The 16,658-nt window shown below is 67.3% G+C and carries 10 protein-coding genes; 4 read left to right on the top strand and 6 right to left on the bottom strand.

What is annotated here, in order from left to right:
- Window position 1 precedes the first annotated feature (1 nt).
- Window positions 2-3,370, bottom strand: coding sequence for a DUF6603 domain-containing protein (locus FHG66_RS05480; RefSeq protein ID WP_139075732.1), 3,369 nt, complete (start codon window positions 3,368-3,370; stop codon window positions 2-4).
- A 6-nt stretch (window positions 3,371-3,376) separates the two neighbouring features.
- Window positions 3,377-5,884, bottom strand: coding sequence for a metallophosphoesterase family protein (locus FHG66_RS05475; protein ID WP_139075731.1), 2,508 nt, complete (start codon window positions 5,882-5,884; stop codon window positions 3,377-3,379).
- A gap of 467 nt (window positions 5,885-6,351) precedes the next feature.
- Here FHG66_RS05475 and FHG66_RS05470 point away from each other — a divergent pair, with 467 nt between their 5' ends.
- The gene (locus tag FHG66_RS05470) at window positions 6,352-8,220 is read left to right on the top strand and encodes an ABC transporter ATP-binding protein (protein WP_246082470.1); all 1,869 of its coding nucleotides are present in this window, start codon (window positions 6,352-6,354) and stop codon (window positions 8,218-8,220) included.
- 332 nt (window positions 8,221-8,552) lie between these two features.
- On the opposite strand, the gene FHG66_RS05465 is transcribed toward FHG66_RS05470, so the two are convergent.
- From FHG66_RS05465 to FHG66_RS05455, 3 genes are all read right to left on the bottom strand, one after another.
- A complete protein-coding gene (locus FHG66_RS05465) occupies window positions 8,553-8,903 on the bottom strand; it encodes a hypothetical protein (protein WP_139075730.1) in 351 nt (116 codons plus the stop codon).
- A 657-nt stretch (window positions 8,904-9,560) separates the two neighbouring features.
- On the bottom strand, window positions 9,561-10,388 hold the full coding sequence (locus FHG66_RS05460) for a PDZ domain-containing protein (protein WP_139075729.1): 828 nt from the start codon (window positions 10,386-10,388) through the stop codon (window positions 9,561-9,563).
- 422 nt (window positions 10,389-10,810) lie between these two features.
- Window positions 10,811-11,602 (bottom strand): hypothetical protein, encoded by a 792-nt coding sequence (locus FHG66_RS05455; RefSeq protein ID WP_139075728.1) that lies wholly within the window; start codon window positions 11,600-11,602, stop codon window positions 10,811-10,813.
- Between the two features lie 278 nt (window positions 11,603-11,880).
- On the opposite strand from FHG66_RS05455, the gene FHG66_RS05450 reads away from it, so the two are divergent.
- The 3 genes from FHG66_RS05450 (at window position 11,881) to FHG66_RS05440 (ending at window position 15,182) form a co-directional block, all read left to right on the top strand.
- Window positions 11,881-12,120 (top strand): hypothetical protein, encoded by a 240-nt coding sequence (locus tag FHG66_RS05450; protein WP_139075727.1) that lies wholly within the window; start codon window positions 11,881-11,883, stop codon window positions 12,118-12,120.
- Window positions 12,121-12,345: 225 nt separating this feature from the next.
- Entirely contained in the window at window positions 12,346-14,673 is a 2,328-nt protein-coding gene (locus FHG66_RS05445) for a putative bifunctional diguanylate cyclase/phosphodiesterase (RefSeq protein WP_139075726.1), read from the top strand.
- A complete protein-coding gene (locus FHG66_RS05440; RefSeq protein ID WP_139075725.1) occupies window positions 14,670-15,182 on the top strand; it encodes a hypothetical protein in 513 nt (170 codons plus the stop codon). Before FHG66_RS05445 ends, FHG66_RS05440 begins: the two co-directional genes overlap by 4 nt.
- Window positions 15,183-15,675: 493 nt before the next feature.
- Here FHG66_RS05440 and FHG66_RS05435 read toward each other — a convergent pair whose 3' ends face one another.
- Window positions 15,676-16,590: a LysR substrate-binding domain-containing protein gene (locus tag FHG66_RS05435; protein WP_139075724.1), complete on the bottom strand. Its 915-nt coding sequence runs from the start codon at window positions 16,588-16,590 to the stop codon at window positions 15,676-15,678.
- Window positions 16,591-16,658: the final 68 nt, after the last annotated feature.

Raw genomic sequence — 16,658 nt, 5'->3', positions numbered from 1 at the left:
GTCAGCCTCCCACCAGTTCAAACGACTCCATGACCAGCATGCGCCCGCCGCCGACCTCGTGGGCCACGGCGTCCGACCCAGCCACCACCGCCTTCAGCCGCGCCGTCTCGGCCAGGGAGTCCGGGTCCACGAGGGTGAGCGGCAGGTCCTTGGTCACGCTGGCCGCGCCGGGGCCGCCGGACGCCAGGGCGCCGCGAAGGGCGCGCGATGACTTGGCCGCCGCCCCAAGAGCGACATGCGTGTCGAGCAGGACGTCGGACAGGGCGCGCCTCTCCAGCCGGAGCACCGACCAGGGGAAGCGGTCGATGAAGATCTGCGGCTCGAGGATCTTCTCCTCGTAGCTCGCCTCTACCCTTCGCCCCTCGCCGCCCACCTTGTAGGCGCTGGTGCCGACGCTGATCCCGCAAGGGAAGCGTTCGAAGGACTTGCCGCCGAGGCGCTCCTGCTCGCTCAGTTCCATGAACTGTCCGCGAGCGAAGTGATCCAGGACCGGCTCGATGGCCTTGGCCTCCTCTTTGCCCACGGTGACGCCGGACACGGCGAACAGGGCCGGACCTCCGTCCAATCGCTTCGTGCCCAGCCGGTCCACCGTGACCTCGAACGGAACAAGCCGCTGCCGGATGGTGAGGCGCCCCAGGGGATGGGCCAGAGGCACCGGGCCCGCGTCCACGGCGGCCAGGGTCACGAGCCCGGAGCCGCCGACCGGCGCCTCGGGCAGGAGGCGGGCGGAGTCGGACAGCTCGTCGATGAGCGCCTGCTTGATCTGAACCGTTTCCTCTGCGATGGCGGGGGCGCTGCCCCAACCCTCGTCGAAGTCCACATCGACGTCCCAGAACAGGATCGAGAAGGTGAAATGCCCCTTGGCGCGCCATTCGCCCGGGCCTTCGAGGGACATGGTGACGCTGACCGAGCACAAGGACTCCCCGAATGCCTTGAGCGCGACGGCGAAGTCCAGGCCGACGATGAACCGGAACCGTGGCGTGAGGTAAAGGATGGCGTCGAAGGCGAGGTGCCCTTCGATGCTGGCCGGCCCCAGCTTCGCAACCAGCAGGCACTTGATGCCGCCCTGCACGGAATTGCTGGTGATCGCGAAGTACTGCTCGCACCGCAGCCGGATGGGGCCGATCCCGAAGGACACCGCCAACCGCTCCAGGACGGCCGGCACCCCCTTGGGCAGATCCTTGAACGTCGGATGGAAGCCGCCGGCCGAGAGCACGAAGGACGGATCGTCCCCGAACTGCATGGCCAGCAGAAGCTCGCCCGACAGGTCCAGCTTGGCGAAGCCCTCGATGCCCACAAAAGAGTCGCGCAGACGCGCCCGGATCATCAGGAACTGCTCCTGCGCGTCATAGAAGCCCACGACATCCACGAGAAGCTTGAGGATCGCCGGAGCGCCCGTCGCCTTGGGGGGCATCTGCGCCAGGAGTTGCCCGATCAGCACCACCTGGCTCAGCGCAACAGGCCGGTCGCCGCCCAGCGCGTTGCGGACCTCGAACAGGAGACCCAGCCGGACGTAGACGATGGGTGGCTGGCTGAAGGCGAGCTCCAGCATCGGCCCCAGGATCAGGGTGTCCGGCTCGATAGGAAACAGCTGGCGGTAGCGATTGATGATGCGGGGCGCGTCGCCCACGGGGTCCTTGGGAAAGAGGATGTCGTCCAATGCACCGGTCCGCATCCCCTCGGTCAGCGCCTTGGTGTCGATGCGGTGGTGCAGCCCGATCAGGCCGCCGATACCGTTGAGGAAGATGCCGAAGGCGATGTGGACGGAGAACTGCCCGAAGATCAGCAGCAGAAGCGCCCAGCCCGGCTTTCCGTCGGGCCGCTTGGTGGTGAGAAGGCAGATGGCCTTGACGCTGAAGACGCCGACGAAGGTCAGCTCCAATGCGCCGGCATACTCGCCGCGCTCCGCATCGACGAACAGGTAGCCCCCGCCCTTGACCACCCCTGCATCGAGCCGAAGCCCGATCCCCTTGGGCGGCAGGAACTCCACCACCTTCCCGATATCCGCACCCTCGGCGAGCGAGGCGAGATCGGCCCGAAGGCCCAGCTTGTCCACCGACGCCGTGAACGGCCCGAGCTTGAGTGAGAAACCGCCCCGGACCTCGACCGCCGTGCGGCCCGACAGCAGGAGTTCCATTTCGACGTACTGGATCCGGAACACTCCGAAGACCGATGCGGCGACGGGCAGGTTCACCTTGAGCCCGGACCCGCCCTCGAAGCGCACGCCGTCCCTTGTATCGGCCAGCAGCCCCAGGTCGAACGGCGCCTCGATGGTGCCGCCGGGGAGGCTGCTCAGGAAGCCGTCCCCCTGGCCGAGCGCGATGACGAGCTTGCCGTTGCGGGCCGTCGCGCGGAACCCGGCGAAGTCGGACCCCGCTTCGATTCCCCAGGTCAGCGCCCCGATCTCGAGCCGGCTGCCGTCGCTGGTGCCCAGGACCAGCGCCGGCTTGCCTCCGGCCTCGGCCGAGGGCTCCGTCCGCAGCGCAAAGGACGGGCGCGCGCCGCTCAGGAGCCGAGGGGAGGGGGCCCCGAGATAGGCGGCGAAGGCCCCATGGGCTCCGGCGCTGAAGGTATACTTGGTCGCGCCAATGACGCTGGCGAACTCGAGCGCCGCGCTCAGCGACAGCAGGACGCCAGGACCGCCATGCGCCCGAGGGACGCCGATGAGGCTGAGCGCCGGCGCGACCGGCACCTCCGGGATGTGGAACTTGACGGTCAGCGCCCGGCCCGCCACCGCGGCGGCGCCGGGGTCATCGGATGGGTCGGGGTCCCAGCCATAGGCCGCCTCGATGGTGCCCTCGGCCCCATCGACCATGGCATCCAGCATCACCAGGATCGTGCCGGTCAGGAAGGAAAGGCGATTGATGACCGCCTCGGTGTCGGCCGCTGCATCGCCCTGCAGGAACCGGCCGAGCGGGGCCAGATCCAGCGCACCCAATGCTTCCTCGTCCTCGGTGAGGAGGCCGGCCAGGCTGCACAAGCCATAGGCTGCCGGATTGCGGGCACGCAAGGAGTCCGCGACCCATACCTTGAACAGGAGCCAGAGCACGTCGTTGGCGTCCACGCTGTCCGTCTTTACCGCATCGGCAAAGGTCAGGCCGGTCTGGACAAGGGCCTTCAGCTCCGCGACGACCGCCATGAGGGCCGCTTCGTCCACGTCCTGCTTGGCCACGAACTCATCGATTTTGGCCCTGTTTGCGTCCGAGGCTGGCTGGGGCGCCGCTGGCCCGGAGGCGTCCAGCCCAAGATCCGCAAGGATCTGCGTGGCCAAGGCTGGGTCGCCGAAGGTCGCCTCGATCCACTCGACCACCTCCTCGGCCCACTTGGCGGTCTTCTGGAACACGTTCGGGGGTTTCTTTTCCTCGGCCATTGCAGGTCACCCCGTCGCCGTCAGAGTGGGAGGAGCCGCCAGCCGCGCGAAATCAGCGCGGTGATGAGTGAAAGGCGCCCCGGTGGTTCCGTCCCCGACGGGCGACATCACCGCATGGGTCGCGACGACCTCATCCCCGCCTGCGGGCGAGGGCGCAAAGGACACGAGGCCGAGATTGCTGGCGAAAACCAGGAGCCGGATAGGATCCTTGCCGACCTCCAGAAGCTGCTGATGGGCCCCGGCCACCTGGGCATACATCGCGATGGGGTCGGCTGCATCCCAGGCGGGCAGCATCGGTGTCCTCGGTGCGCCGATGCCCAGTTCGGCCGCAGGCCTGTCGTCGCGAAGCACCGTGATGCGATAGCGGAGGTCGGGGGGCTTGGCAGGGTCCAAGCTGGTGCCCGAAGGCCACCCCACCGCCGGAACGAACACCGGCTTTCGCAGGAGCCGCCCGCGTCGTCCCGGCCGGATGCTGCCCCCGGCGGGCAGCACCACGCCATGATCGCCGTCCCAGCCCAACCGCTCGACCGCCTGCCCCTGCAGCAGGTGCTGTGCCGCGCGCTGGCCCCGCAGCACCGCGCGCTCCGCGGCCGCCGGCTGGTTCTTGGCCGCGCTGCTGGTGCATTGAAGGATACGGCTGTCGGCAACGTCGTCGCCCTTGGTCCAAAGATCGCAGGCCAGGCTCGACGCGAAGTGCACGTCGCCGCTGAGCACGACCACGCGCGGATAGGTCCCAAGCCGCCGCAGCATCTCGTGGAAGCCCGACTCATGGGCGCCCCAGCCTTCCAAATCCCAATGCTCGCTGCCGACGATCGAGGGCTTCGGCCGGGCCGGATCGAAGGCCTCGGTGCGGACCATGTGTGTCTTGAGGTCGAAGATGGCCGCCGCCGCGGGCTGGAGCAGCACGTCGAAGATGCGCGGGAACAGGATGGGCGCCGCCGAGATCACGACCAGCAGCTCGCGTCCATCCTGCAAGGGGCCGCTGGGAAGCATCGCGTCCAGGGACGAGCCCAGCAGCTTGGGCGGCGAGTGGCGGACCGCCGAGTCGTAGGTGCGCCGGCTCCGCGTATCGAGCGCCACGACCCGGTGACGTGGCCCGTCCACCGTGTAGTGGAAGCGGACCCCTGGCCCTTCCGTGGGGCTCGCCAGCCCGAGGAGCGGGTCGACCTCGTTCTCGTGGGCGACGGTCGGCGCCTCCCGGTCGGCGAGCAGCGTTCCTGCCTTTTCGATCAGCTGGAGCTCGGGCGTGGGTGGCGGAGGGGCGGTGACCGTCGGCGGATCGCCCCAAGGACCGGGATCGTTCCCGGTCGCCTGGAACGCCACATAGGCCAGAAGCCCGTTCCGCAATACCGCGCGACCCAGCGGAGAGGTGAGGACACGTGTCCGCCATGGCGCGCTGACGTACCAGTCGTCGGTGATCTCGTGGTCATCGAAGATCATGTAGGTGGCGCAATTGGCCAGCGCGCGGGCGACCTTGGGCACGGTCAGGGCGAAGGCTTCCACACGGGCCCGCTCCTCGGCCGTTCCTCCTTTTTTCTTGGACTCGAGTTCGCGATCCGTGGCTTCCCATTCGTCACGGCTGCCATGGGCCGTCTCGAAGTCGGTCAGGTGGCGCGCTTCCCGGTCGGACGGTGCCACCTCGGCGAAGAGGGCCGCCCGGTCGGGCAGGGGGCGCCAGACCCGTGGGCTCCAGGCGGCCAGGTACATGGCAGCGAACTCACCAAACCCCAGGAGATGGCTGGACGCCGAGGTGGAGGTGAACTTCGCCACCTCGAACACCAAGCGGCCCCGCCGCATCGGGGGCAGGTCCTTGACCGTGACCCGAGTCCCCCCGGCCAGTGGCACGGTCTCGTCATAGCCCAGCAGTTCGGCCGCGAGAGGCTGCAGCATCCCCAGCAGGGGGGCCGCCACGTCGTCCGCGTAGATCTGGTCACCCGTCAGGAACAGCTGCGCTGGCCGCTGGTCGGGGTTTGTCCTGTTCTCCCTGATGGTGTCGTCCAGCCAGGCCAGCGCATCCGGGCCCGCCCCGTGCGGCTTGCGGCAGGAGGTATGGGCCAGCCGGAGACCGGGAATCGACGCGGCCGGCGTGGTGAAGGTAGGAAGCCGGTCTGGGACGTAGCCCAGCGCCAGCCGGGCGGGAGCCGCCGCATCGATCCCGTCGCCGCTCCCCGACGCATCGGCCAGCAGGCCAAGCTCCTTCAGGCCCCCATGGCCGGCGACGGTGATGTCATACGCGTACAGAGACCCGGGATCGAGAGCGCCCGCCCCCTCGACGACCGGGGCCGTGACGGTGGCGATGTGCAGCCGGTCGCCCCAGGCCCGGGTCGCCGTGACCTGACTGTGCGCGGCGAACGGCTCGCCGGACTCGACGGTCCCGTTGCCGGTGCTCGTCTGCTCGCCCCGCCATGCCCAGGCTTCGACGACAGCCGCTTCCGACAGGGCGATCCAGAAGGTCGCCGACCGCGAATCGACGCGTCGTACGATCGGTCCAGCAAGCACAAGGGGTAGTGGCATGGCCCTCTCCGCCCTGGATAAGAACCGCCTCCTGTGCGAGCCTTTTCGTCGTTGCAAAGCTCTTGACCTTTAGCGTGAGCCTAGTTGTCCTTCACTGCAAGTGTTTTGAGGGATGATCCGCCACGATTGTAGTTAACGGCGAAACAGTGCTGACCTTTAGGACAGGGCCAGCCCCTCGCTTTGAGGATGGGCCGGGTGTCACGGAGTCCGTGGTCCCGGATCGGGCGCGGTTGCCCTGAGCGGATGGACACCAGAGCGGTTGGTGTGGAAAGCCCGGAGCGGCTCATCGTGCGAAGCTGATGGCCTTGCTTCGCCATGCTGCACTCCGGCCCCCTGGCCCCTCGCCTTGGTCCGGGCCGTGCGGAGGTGGTCCAAACCCGGGCCGTGGGAGGAGCAAGCGTCGCGGGCTCGTGGTATCGACGTCAGGCCGGACAGCCAGCGAAGGGGTCCCATGAGAAAGTGCCGACGTGTCTGACCCCACCTCGACCTCTCGCACCCGCGCCGCCCTGACCTTCCGTGCCCGCTGGGCTGCGCTTCGCAACATCGGGCCGTTCCTGCGGATGGTCTGGAGGGCGAGCCCCCTTCTTGCACTCACCAGCGCCGGGCTGCGGCTCGTGCGGGCGGTGCTGCCGGTGGCCTCGCTGTGGATCGGCAAGCTCATCATCGACGAGGTGGTGCGCCTGACGGATCTGCCCGATCCGCCTTCGACCCTGCTGGAATGGTGGAGCGGCGGCGAGGGGTGGCTCCTCGTCCTCTATGTGCTGGCCGAGCTTGGCCTCGCGATTGTGTCCGACCTCCTGGGCCGTGTCGCCGGCCTCGTGGACTCGCTCCTGTCCGAGCGCCTCACCGTGTCGATGTCGCTGCGGCTCATGGACCATGCGGCCACGCTGGATCTGGAGCAATTCGAGGACGCGGGCTTTCAGGACCGGCTGGAGCGGGCACGGCGGCAGGCCAGCGGGCGCATGACGTTGCTGGGCCAGATCCTGGGGCAGATGCAGGACGGGATCACGGTTCTGACCTTTGCGGCGGGGCTGGTGATCTACAATCCTTGGCTCATCCTCCTGCTCGTGGTGGCCCTGGTTCCGGCCTTCCTGGGCGAGGCGCATTTCAACGCCCGCTCCTACAGCCTCGACTACAGCCGCACGCCCGAGCGGCGCGAACTCGACTATGTCCGCCAGACCGCCGCCAGCGTCGAGACGGCCAAGGAGGTCAAGATCTTCGGGCTGAACGGCTTCCTCCGGGACCGCTACCGCGAGTTGTCGCTGGGCTTCTATGCCGCCAACCGGCAGCTTGCCCGCACCCGCGCCGCCTGGGGGGCGCTTTTTGCCGGGCTCGGTACGGTGGGTTACTATCTGGCCTATGGCTGGATCATCCTCGCCACCCTGTCGGGGCAACTCACCATCGGGGACCTCACGTTCCTGGCCGGATCCTTCCGGCGCCTCCGGTCGCTGTTCGAGGGGCTCCTCACCAGCTTCTCCTCCACCGCCGCGCAGGCGCTGTATCTCGAGGATCTGTTCGGCTTCTTCGAGGCCAGCCCCACGATCCGGTCCGTTCCCGGCGCGCGTCCTGCGCCCTCGCCCATCGAGGAGGGCTTCCGCTTCGAGAATGTCGGCTTCCGCTACCCGGGCGTAGAGCGCTGGGCGGTGCGCCACCTCGACTTCACCCTGCACGCAGGCGAGACGCTGGCGCTCGTGGGTGAGAACGGGGCAGGCAAGACCACTTTGGTCAAGCTCCTCGCCCGCCTCTACGATCCTGTGGAGGGGCGCATCCTTCTCGATGGGCGGGATCTGCGGGACTACGACCTCGATGCGCTTCGGGCGCGGATCGGGGTCATCTTCCAGGATTTCGTGCGCTTCAACCTGACGGCCGGCGACAACATCGCCGTAGGCCGCATCGCAGCAAGGGACGACCGCCCCCGCATCGAAGCCGCCGCCCGGAAAAGCCTTGCGGACGCGGTGATCGCCCGGCTTCCGGCCGGGTATGACCAGATGGTCGGCAAGCGATTCCGCAACGGCGTGGAACTGTCGGGCGGCGAATGGCAGAAGATCGCCATCGCGCGGGCCTACATGCGAGACGCCGACGTGCTGATCCTCGATGAACCCACAGCCGCTCTCGATGCCCGATCCGAGTTCGAGGTGTTCCAACGGTTCAAGGAACTCAGCGCGGGGCGCACGGCGGTCCTGATCTCGCACCGGTTCTCCTCGGTCCGGATGGCCGATCGCATCCTCGTGCTCGATGGCGGACGGGTGGAGGCCAGCGGCACCCACGATCAGCTTCTGGCACAGGGCGGACGCTATGCGGAACTGTTCGAATTGCAGGCGGCCGGATACCGATGAGCGCGATCGAAAAGGCGAGGCCCATGCGGCTTCAGTCAAGGCATGGCCGGAGATGATGGTTCAGGCGCTGCCGCTCGAACGCGTTGCCGGACCTGCAAGAACGCCCGATCCGGCGTGCCTCGGTCCCATGCTCAGGCCTGGCCCAGAGCCCCATGCGACGGCCATGCAGCGTCGGCCGTGTCAGGCGGCTGCCCCGTTCCGAAAGCAAGCGGCGTCAGTCAGCTGGGTTGGACGGAGGGGCCAAGGGGCCGCCGCCACCCGCTTCTTCAACCGACAGCATCCCGCGACGATCCAGGCAGGCTTGGCGCAGACCGGCGGCGGGCTCCTCCCTTTTAACCCGCCCCGGGGCGCTTCTGCGGGACGGAGCCTCGGACCCTGGCGATCCAGGCCTGGCACGCACCGGCGAGGCCCCCCTGGGCCCGGACCTCGACACCCGCAAGGCTCAGGGTCGTCGCAGAGCCGCTCGTGCTCCGCGCGATGTTGCAGCCCGGCAGCAGCCGAAGCCGTCTCGCCAACTCCTGCTCCAGCTTGCCATGATGACGGGAGAACTGCTCCCACGATTGCCAGGAGTCCTCGGACCAGACCGGCATCACGCCGACCCACCGCTGGAGTTCGTTGGCCACTGGAAGGAGAGCGGCCCAGTTAGGCTCTGGGGCAGGCTCTCCGGACGATGTGTCGCTCATGCTCAGTCCTCCGTGGTGCGGCCCGGTGCCGCTGCCCTGCTGCAGGGAGCGCAGGTCGAAGCGGTCGTTCGGTCGCGGAGGCCGCGTCGCACCCAAGGACGCTAGCATGCCTGGGGCCGAAGGTCACCCGCACCAAGCAGGCCGGCTTCCGGCTCGGGCGTGATACCACGGCTCGCCTTCCTCGCGCGCGTCGAAGGGCGGGCCCGGATTCCTGTGCACCAGGCTGCGACGCGATCCTGCTAGGCAATCCAGCGCGGCTCGTTCCGCAACTCAAATATCGTGCTGTCGGATCATCCAGTTGGCAGCCTGGTCATGGGCCTGGAAGGGAGTTGGTCCCCAGGCCCGACATCCGGGCACTCGACGAGGTCCGATACGTTGCGCGGGGCAGGGGTCCCCTGCCCCGCGCGTATTCCCGCGACGTCGCCAGCGAGGCAAGGCGAGGACCCGGAAACGAGGGATCACCCGATCAACCACAGGCGGCCGTGACCTTTGTCGGCTGGTGAGGCGTCCTGCTCGGCCCGACCGCCCTTAGCAGGCCGAAAAAGGCGATCGAGGGCTGCCGCGGTCCGTCAACGCGCGGTGCAGCGGCCCTTCTGTCTGGGGTGAAAAGTGTCTCGGCCGGCCTATGACTGGCCATGAGACATGGGGCGCAGGGACTCAGGACTCCTCGCCATCCGCCTCATCACCGGCATCGTCGGAGGTTTCCTCCTCTGCCGCCTCGTCGGAGGCTTCATCCGACGCTTCATCCTCGACGGCCTCGTCGTCGGAAACGTCGTCCTCGGATGCGACCTCCTCCTCGTCCGTCATCCCGTCCTCGACGTCGTCGTCGACGGCTTCTTCGGAGAGATCCTCCTCTCCGGTGTCATCGACGGCCTCCTCGGCCTCCTCGTCGCTGAACTCCTCGGACATCTCGGAGGTGTACTCTTCCGAGGTGACGGTTTCTTCGATCAGGGTCTCCGAGGTTTCGTAGGTCTCGACGATCTCCTCGGAGTACTCGGCATAGTAGTCCTCATAGCTGAACGAGGTTTCGACCTCCCAACTCGACCAGGTCTCGACGGTGGTGACCTCGATCACCTCCCAGTAGCTTTCTTCGGTGATCGTGCCGATGACCTCGACCTGATTGCCGCCACGCCAGACGCCCATGTCGATGTCGTTGATCCCCTCAAGGATCCAGTAGTAGACGATCTCGTCCACCTCGACAGGCGAGGCGACCCGCTGGCCGGCCACCATTTCGATCACGTCGCCGGGGATCATCCCATAGGTGTCAGCAACGCCGCCGGGCTCGGTCGCGAGAACCAGGACACCCTTGTCATCCTCGGAGAGATCAAAGGCGCTCTGGACCTCGGCGTCGATGGGGAGGAGCACGGCATCGAGCGCGCGCGACACATACGGCGCGGGCAGCGCGACATCGGCAAGGGCCGCGGAAGCACCGAGCGTGACGGTCATTGCGTAGGCCGAGAGGGTCAGTTGAACGGGCGAGGGCATGAAGTGGGCAGTCCTTTGCGGGTCAAGGGCGGGTCCGTACCTGCACTGCCACACCGGATCACGGATAGCGGCGTTGGAAATGAGGCTGAAGCATGACGCGGCGACGGCATTCCCTTCGGGCCTCTTCGTTCAGCGCCGGCTGAAGGGAGGGCGACCGGTCTGCCCGGCCCTGGCCTTGCGACCTGGCCTGCATCCCCGTCGAGAAGGCCATCGCGGGGTCCGGTCCTTACCTCGGACTGCTGGGGCGGCCAAACTCGTCCTATGGCCGGGGCCAGACGCACGCCCCGGTGCAGCCCGCCACGGACGCACGGGTTTCCCGCCGGCCGACGATGCGGCCTTTGTGTCGCATGGGTCCAGAGGCCCTGAGTGGCGGACGGGCGGCTGGCCGACCCGTCGCGGAACTCCGACCGCCGTTGGCTGCTTCAGTCGCCGACGATGGAGGCCGGATAGCTGCTCCACAGGGAGGAACTCATCTGCGGCCCGGGCGTCAGCTTGATGATCTGGGGCCGCTGGCCTTCTGAGAGCACCTGCTCAAAGGCTGGCTGGACGACGCGTCCGAAGAACCGGGCCGTCCGTTCATCAACGACGAAGTCCTCGAACAGCGCCACCGGGCCGGTCAACCGACGGAAGAACTCGACATAATAGGCGCTGGGGCCCTGATTCCAGCTCTCGACGGCTTCGGACATGTCGGCGATGGCCGGCGTGTCGGCCCCGAGGACTTGCCGTAGCTTGCGGTGGTGGTAGTCGATCAGGCCCTCGCCACTCTGGGTGCGAAGTTCGTCCAGGCGGCGACCCTCGGCTGCGGTGGCATCGAGCAGCTTATGGCGCTGGGTGATGACCCGACCGTCCCGGCTGCGCCCTGCGACGACCCGAGGACGGCCCAGGTCGCATTTCGTGGCGTTGTTCACGGTGAAGCGGTCCGAGCGATGCTCCAGGATGAGCGTTTGCCAGCCTTGCCGCCTGGCCAGGCGCACAAACCATAGCGTCTCGTAGTTGGGGGTGGCCACCTGCCGGGCAAGGATCGCCAGGGGCCGCTGGCTTTGGGGGTCGGGCACCAGCTTCGACCAAGGCTCGGGCAGGCGGGCCGGACAGCTTGCAAGCAGGCTGGCCGCGCCCGGAGAAAGATAAAGCCCGTCATCCTGTCCGGCCCACCAGGGCGTGTTGTCGCCGGGGATGCCCGCTCCGAAGGCCGTGGAGGCAGTTCCGGCCAACATCGGCTGCGTCGCGATCGGGCCATCGCACGGTGCAAAGCGGTGCTCCGCCCCAATAATCCAGTTGTCCAGCACGAGGCCCTCGCATCTTGCTCATTTCGATCAAGATTGCTTCAATGCTCTAATAACCCCTGAACGAACTTGCCCCAAATTCATGAACAGTCCGATTGATTGTTCACAATCACACCCCATCATCGGTCGCACGTCACCTATTCGATCCTTCATCAAGGGCCAGTGCCTCGCTGGACCTGAGATTCGGGGGGCGACAGAGGAGAAGATCAGTGACCGTCAGGACCTGGTTCGAAGAGATCATCACCGCCCTGCCGGTCATGGATGCCGCCGATGACCACGACGTCGAGGAGCGTCTCGAGGCCGTATTTCCGCTCGATGATGCGTCGTTCGCGGGACAAGGCGCGACTGCGTGGCTTGCGCCGGGCTTTGACGCCGCCCGGCCCTGCATCGGCCAGACCCTGAGATCCAGTAACCGAAGCCTCGGGCCCGAGCCGGAAGCGACGGACTGATCCAGGCGTTCTTGCGCGGGTGGTCGCCCAGCCGCTCGCTTCGCGAGGGAAGGCTGACTCGGACCAGCGTTGCTGCCCGGTGCCCCTCCATTTTAAGGATGTGTTAACCGCATTCGCCTAGGCTGAGCGGATCGGAGGCATTGCATTCGATCCCGCTCTGGAATCGCTTCACCTCCGGCAAGTCGGGCTGCCCCATCTGCACTGAGTTGCGCAAGGAGCCATGTCATGGCGGTTGGCCTGCAGGCCAGCACGAACGATCCCACGCCGGACCGGCGGGGACACGCTGTTGCGCGTCTCGTGCCGCAAATCCGGGATGTCGGGGATCACCTGCCCTGGGGCATTGCAGCGGTCATGGTGGTCACCATCGCGCTGCTGTTGCTGACAGTGGGCTTTTCCGTCCTGTCCACCACCCGGGCGCTCGACGATCAAGCCGCGATCCAGTCGCTCGCCCAGGTGCGGACCGCCCAGGCAAGCCTGCTTGCGCGCGTACGAGCGGCCGCCATCGACTACACCAAGTGGGACGCAGCGGCCGAAGCCGCCGTGAGCGACGACGTGCCCTGGCTTTTCGACAATGTGGGCTCGTCGGCAACGGTGGGGCAGGTCGTCCAGTTGGCCGTGATCTCGCTTCCAGACCAGCCGACGGCCTTGGGCTGGACCGACGACGATGTCCTTGAAGGCCGTTCAGACCTCCTCGACGCGGCCAGCCTCGACGCTCTCGAGCAGAGGCTTCGCCACGTGCCCAGCGGCTACGACGGCGGGCTGCCCTTCTTCGCCTGGGTGGGCGATGATCTCTATGCGCTTGCCGCGTCCAGCTTCGAGTTCATGGAGCCGGTGCCCGGCCGGCCACGGCTGGCCGATCTCGGCTTCTTGGTAATGGGAATCCGTATGTCCGGGGATAACCTGGACGATATCGCGGAGTCCTTCCTCCTGAGACAGCTGACCCTGTCCCGATCCACCCCGAACAGCGCCCTGAGCCTGCCGCTTCTGGGACTAGACGGCAGACCCGTCGCCTACCTGAGTTGGGATCAGCCGCGTCCGGGCCAAACCGCGCTGGCCGAGCTTCTGCCTCTCCTGCTGGGCGTGGCGGCGGTGTCGGCCGGGCTGATGGCCTTGGCCCAGTTCTTCGTGCAGCGCATCGCCCAAGGGCTGGTCGAGGCGAAGCGGGCCGCGGTCCAGGCCGCCGCGACCGATGGGCTGACCGGCCTGCCGAACCGGTCGGCGTTCCAGGACGCCTTGGGCCGACCGGGGCGCGCGGGTGAGCGGGCCGTCATCTTTCTCGACATCAACAACTTCAAGCTCATCAACGATAGCTTGGGTCATGCCGCCGGTGATCAGGCCATCGTCGGAGTGGCCGACCGACTGCGGCGATCGGTACAGCCGCAAGCGTTCCTGGCGCGGATCTCGGGCGATGAGTTCGCCGTGCTTGTGTCCGGCCCCGATGTGGAGCGGCTTACGGGTGACCTGACCCACGCCGTTGCCTTGGCGCTGACGGCACCGATCTGGGTGCATGGGCACAAGCTGCAGATCCGCGCAGCCATCGGGTATGCCGTGCAACGGACAGAATCGATGACGGGCGACGACCTCCTGCGGCAAGCCGACCTCGCGATGTATGAGGCCAAGCGCCAAGGGCGCGACAACGCCATCGGCTTCACAGAGGTGATCGAACGGGCTTCGATCGATGCTTCGGCCATAGAGCAGGCGCTTCGTGCCGCCCTGCGGGACGGCGGCGAGTTCGCGATCGCGTACCAGCCCATCATCCGGCTTGGCGGCTCCTTCGTCCGGGCCGAAGCCCTGGCCCGCTGGGTGTCGCCGTCGCTGGGGTCTGTCTCGCCCGACCGCTTCATCCCTGTGGCCGAGCGATCCGGCCTCATGGTCGAGCTGGGGCGTCACCTCCTTCACCTGATCTGCGACGATCTCGCCACCCATCCCGACCTCCGGGTCAGCCTGAACCTGTCGCCGCTCCAGCTTGTCATGCCGGACTTCCTTCCGGACCTCGTCGCGGAGCTTGCGCAGCGCGGCGTGAATCCGGCTCGCATCGAGATCGAGCTGACCGAATCGGTGCTGGTGCGCGATACCAAGCTCGCCGCCGAGCGTCTGCGCGCCCTGCGAGAAGCCGGGTTCCTGACCTCTCTCGACGATTTCGGCTCGGGGTATTCCTCGATCGGCTATCTGGGTCAGATCGGATTCGACACGCTCAAGATCGACCGCAGCTTCGTCCAAGGGGCCGCGACCTCGCTCAAGCGGCGCAAGGTTCTTGGCGCCATGATCCAGCTTGCGCACGGTTTCGACCTGACAGTGGTGGCCGAGGGCGTGGAGACGGGCGAAGACGAACGCCTGTTGCGTGACCTCGGATGCGACCTGGCGCAGGGTTACCTGTTCGACCAGCCCATGCCGATCCGGGACCTTGCCACGCGCTGGCTGGACAGCGCAGCGCCGTCGCCGGTGGTGGGGTTGAGGGACCGGCGGGCCTTACCGTTGCGGCCCGGGGCAGAGCCGACCGCCACCGTTCTTGCGCTGCATCATCCTCTCGAGGCTGGGACACGGTTGCCATGACAGTCGGAATGGTGCGCCTGCCGCGCCGCCTGGGCCTCTTGGCGTCGGGGTTGGTCCTGAAAAAGGCGATGGACTACCTCTTCGACTACGGGGTTTATCCGGCCGCGCTGCTGGCTCTCGGTACGGTGGCCGGAGGTCTTCTGATGACGGCTGTCTCCGTGGTCATGAACATCCTGGTGATCCGCGCCTATGACTGGGCCCGTATGGATTTCCTGTTCCTGGAAGGCATGAAGGAGTTCCGGTCCTGCGAGACAGGGCCTTGGTGGCGGCGCAAGCTCGCCCGCCTGCAGCGTGCCGGCGACCTGCCGGCCTTCGTGCTCCTGTCTTGGTTCGAAGATCCGGTCGTCGTGACGCTTTATCTCCGCCGGGGGAGCCATCTGTACAACGGCTTTGCCCGGCGGGACTGGATCGTCTTCGCCGGCTCCTCGGTCCTGGCCAATCTGTTCTGGACGCTGAACCTGACCTCCGTCATGGCGCTCCTGTGGTGGATCTGGAGTCTCGTTCCATGAAGGGTCGCGCAGTCGGTTAGCCGGCCGAAAGGCTTTGCTGGGCACCCGGTTGCAGGCCCCAGGCTCGCTGGCTAGGGCAGGCCGACCCGGTCGATCTCCGCGTGAATGTCGAGCGTCGGTCGCCATCCAGGCTCATGAGCGATGTACCGGACAGCGACGCGGCAAGCCATCTGGACCCGCCCGATCCGTATTCGCGAATGACCCGAGCACGTTCGTAGTGGGCCCTCCGGCACTGAGCTTTCCCGGATGGGAGCGTCACCTCGGGCGCCCCGATTCCCTAGGCCTCTCTGCGGTCCAGGATCGCTCGGCCGTGCCGAGGCAATTTCCGTGATATGGTTCACGACTTCGAAGGGGGCCGGGGCATGGAAAGCTGCCGAGCCGGACCAGATCGGCAGGGGTCGTGGCCTTGGTCCCGCACGTCGTTCCGCCATGTGGCCCTGAGGCCGGGGCCGAAGGCCAAGCAGCGACACGGGCCCGGATCCGGCTTGGATGTTCACATCGTCCTTGAACCGCCGCGCAGCGCCTCTGCGGCTCCGTGGACCACCTCGGCGATCCTGGACAGATGGGGTCCCAGCGGGCTGGACCTGCGCCACACCATGCCGATGGTCCGCGAAGGCGTGGGAGGGCCGAAGCGGGCGATGCAGACAGGAGCCGAGCGCGTCTCGACGGCCACCGCCATCTCGGGGATCAGGGTGACGCCCAAGCCCGCGCCCACCATCTGCACGAGCGTCGACAAGGAGCTTGCATCGAGAAGTTCGCGCGGACGGTTCGAGGGCAGTCCACAGACCGACAAGGCCTGGTCGCGGAAGCAGTGGCCCTCCTCCAGAAGCAGGAGCCGCATCTCGCGCAGCGTCTCGGGGTCCGGCACGGGACGGCCGTCATCCTCGACCGGACGGACCAGAACGAAGTCTTCTGAGAACAAGGCGGCTTCGGCCAGGGTCGGCTCCGAGACGGGCAGGGCGACGATAGCCGTGTCGAGCCTGCCTTCGGTCAACTCTTGCAGGAGCTTGGGCGTTACCGTCTCGCGGGCTTGAACGTCGAGGTCGGGGTTCGTCCGCCGCAGGTGGCCGATGACCGTCGGCAGCAGGTAGGGCGCGACCGTCGGGATGACTCCGAGCCGCAGCCGCCCCGCCAGCCTGTCGCCCTTTGCGCGGGCCAGATCGCCGATCTCGTCCACCGAACGAAGGATGTCACGCGCCCGCAAGACCAAGCTCTCACCAAAGGTGGTCAGCCGGACTTGGCGGGCACCCCGTTCGAACAGCACGGTTCCCAAAGCCTCCTCCAACTCCCGGATCTGCATGGACAGGGCAGGCTGCGACACGGCGCAGGCGTCGGCGGCGCGCCCGAAGTGACCATGCCGGGCCACGGCCTCGAAGTAGCGCAACTGCCTGAGGGTGAGGTGTGTCATAGGTTCGTCTTATCGGATTGATCAGTTTATGCGACTTAAAGCAATGGAACCCTTCGGCTACAAGGGAT

Source organism: Rubellimicrobium rubrum, from assembly GCF_006152115.1.
Classification (GTDB): domain Bacteria; phylum Pseudomonadota; class Alphaproteobacteria; order Rhodobacterales; family Rhodobacteraceae; genus Rubellimicrobium; species Rubellimicrobium rubrum.
The sequence above is the reverse complement of the archived record's forward strand: the minus strand, read 5'-3'. Positions and strand labels throughout refer to the sequence as shown.

Coding starts and splice junctions, on each gene's coding strand:
- FHG66_RS05480 (WP_139075732.1), bottom strand. CDS start 3,370: ATGGCCGAGGAAAAGAAACCCCCGAACGTGTTCCAGAAGACCGCCAAG.
- FHG66_RS05475 (WP_139075731.1), bottom strand. CDS start 5,884: ATGCCACTACCCCTTGTGCTTGCTGGACCGATCGTACGACGCGTCGAT.
- FHG66_RS05465 (WP_139075730.1), bottom strand. CDS start 8,903: ATGAGCGACACATCGTCCGGAGAGCCTGCCCCAGAGCCTAACTGGGCC.
- FHG66_RS05460 (WP_139075729.1), bottom strand. CDS start 10,388: ATGCCCTCGCCCGTTCAACTGACCCTCTCGGCCTACGCAATGACCGTC.
- FHG66_RS05455 (WP_139075728.1), bottom strand. CDS start 11,602: ATGTTGGCCGGAACTGCCTCCACGGCCTTCGGAGCGGGCATCCCCGGC.
- FHG66_RS05445 (WP_139075726.1), top strand. CDS start 12,346: ATGGCGGTTGGCCTGCAGGCCAGCACGAACGATCCCACGCCGGACCGG.
- FHG66_RS05440 (WP_139075725.1), top strand. CDS start 14,670: ATGACAGTCGGAATGGTGCGCCTGCCGCGCCGCCTGGGCCTCTTGGCG.
- FHG66_RS05435 (WP_139075724.1), bottom strand. CDS start 16,590: ATGACACACCTCACCCTCAGGCAGTTGCGCTACTTCGAGGCCGTGGCC.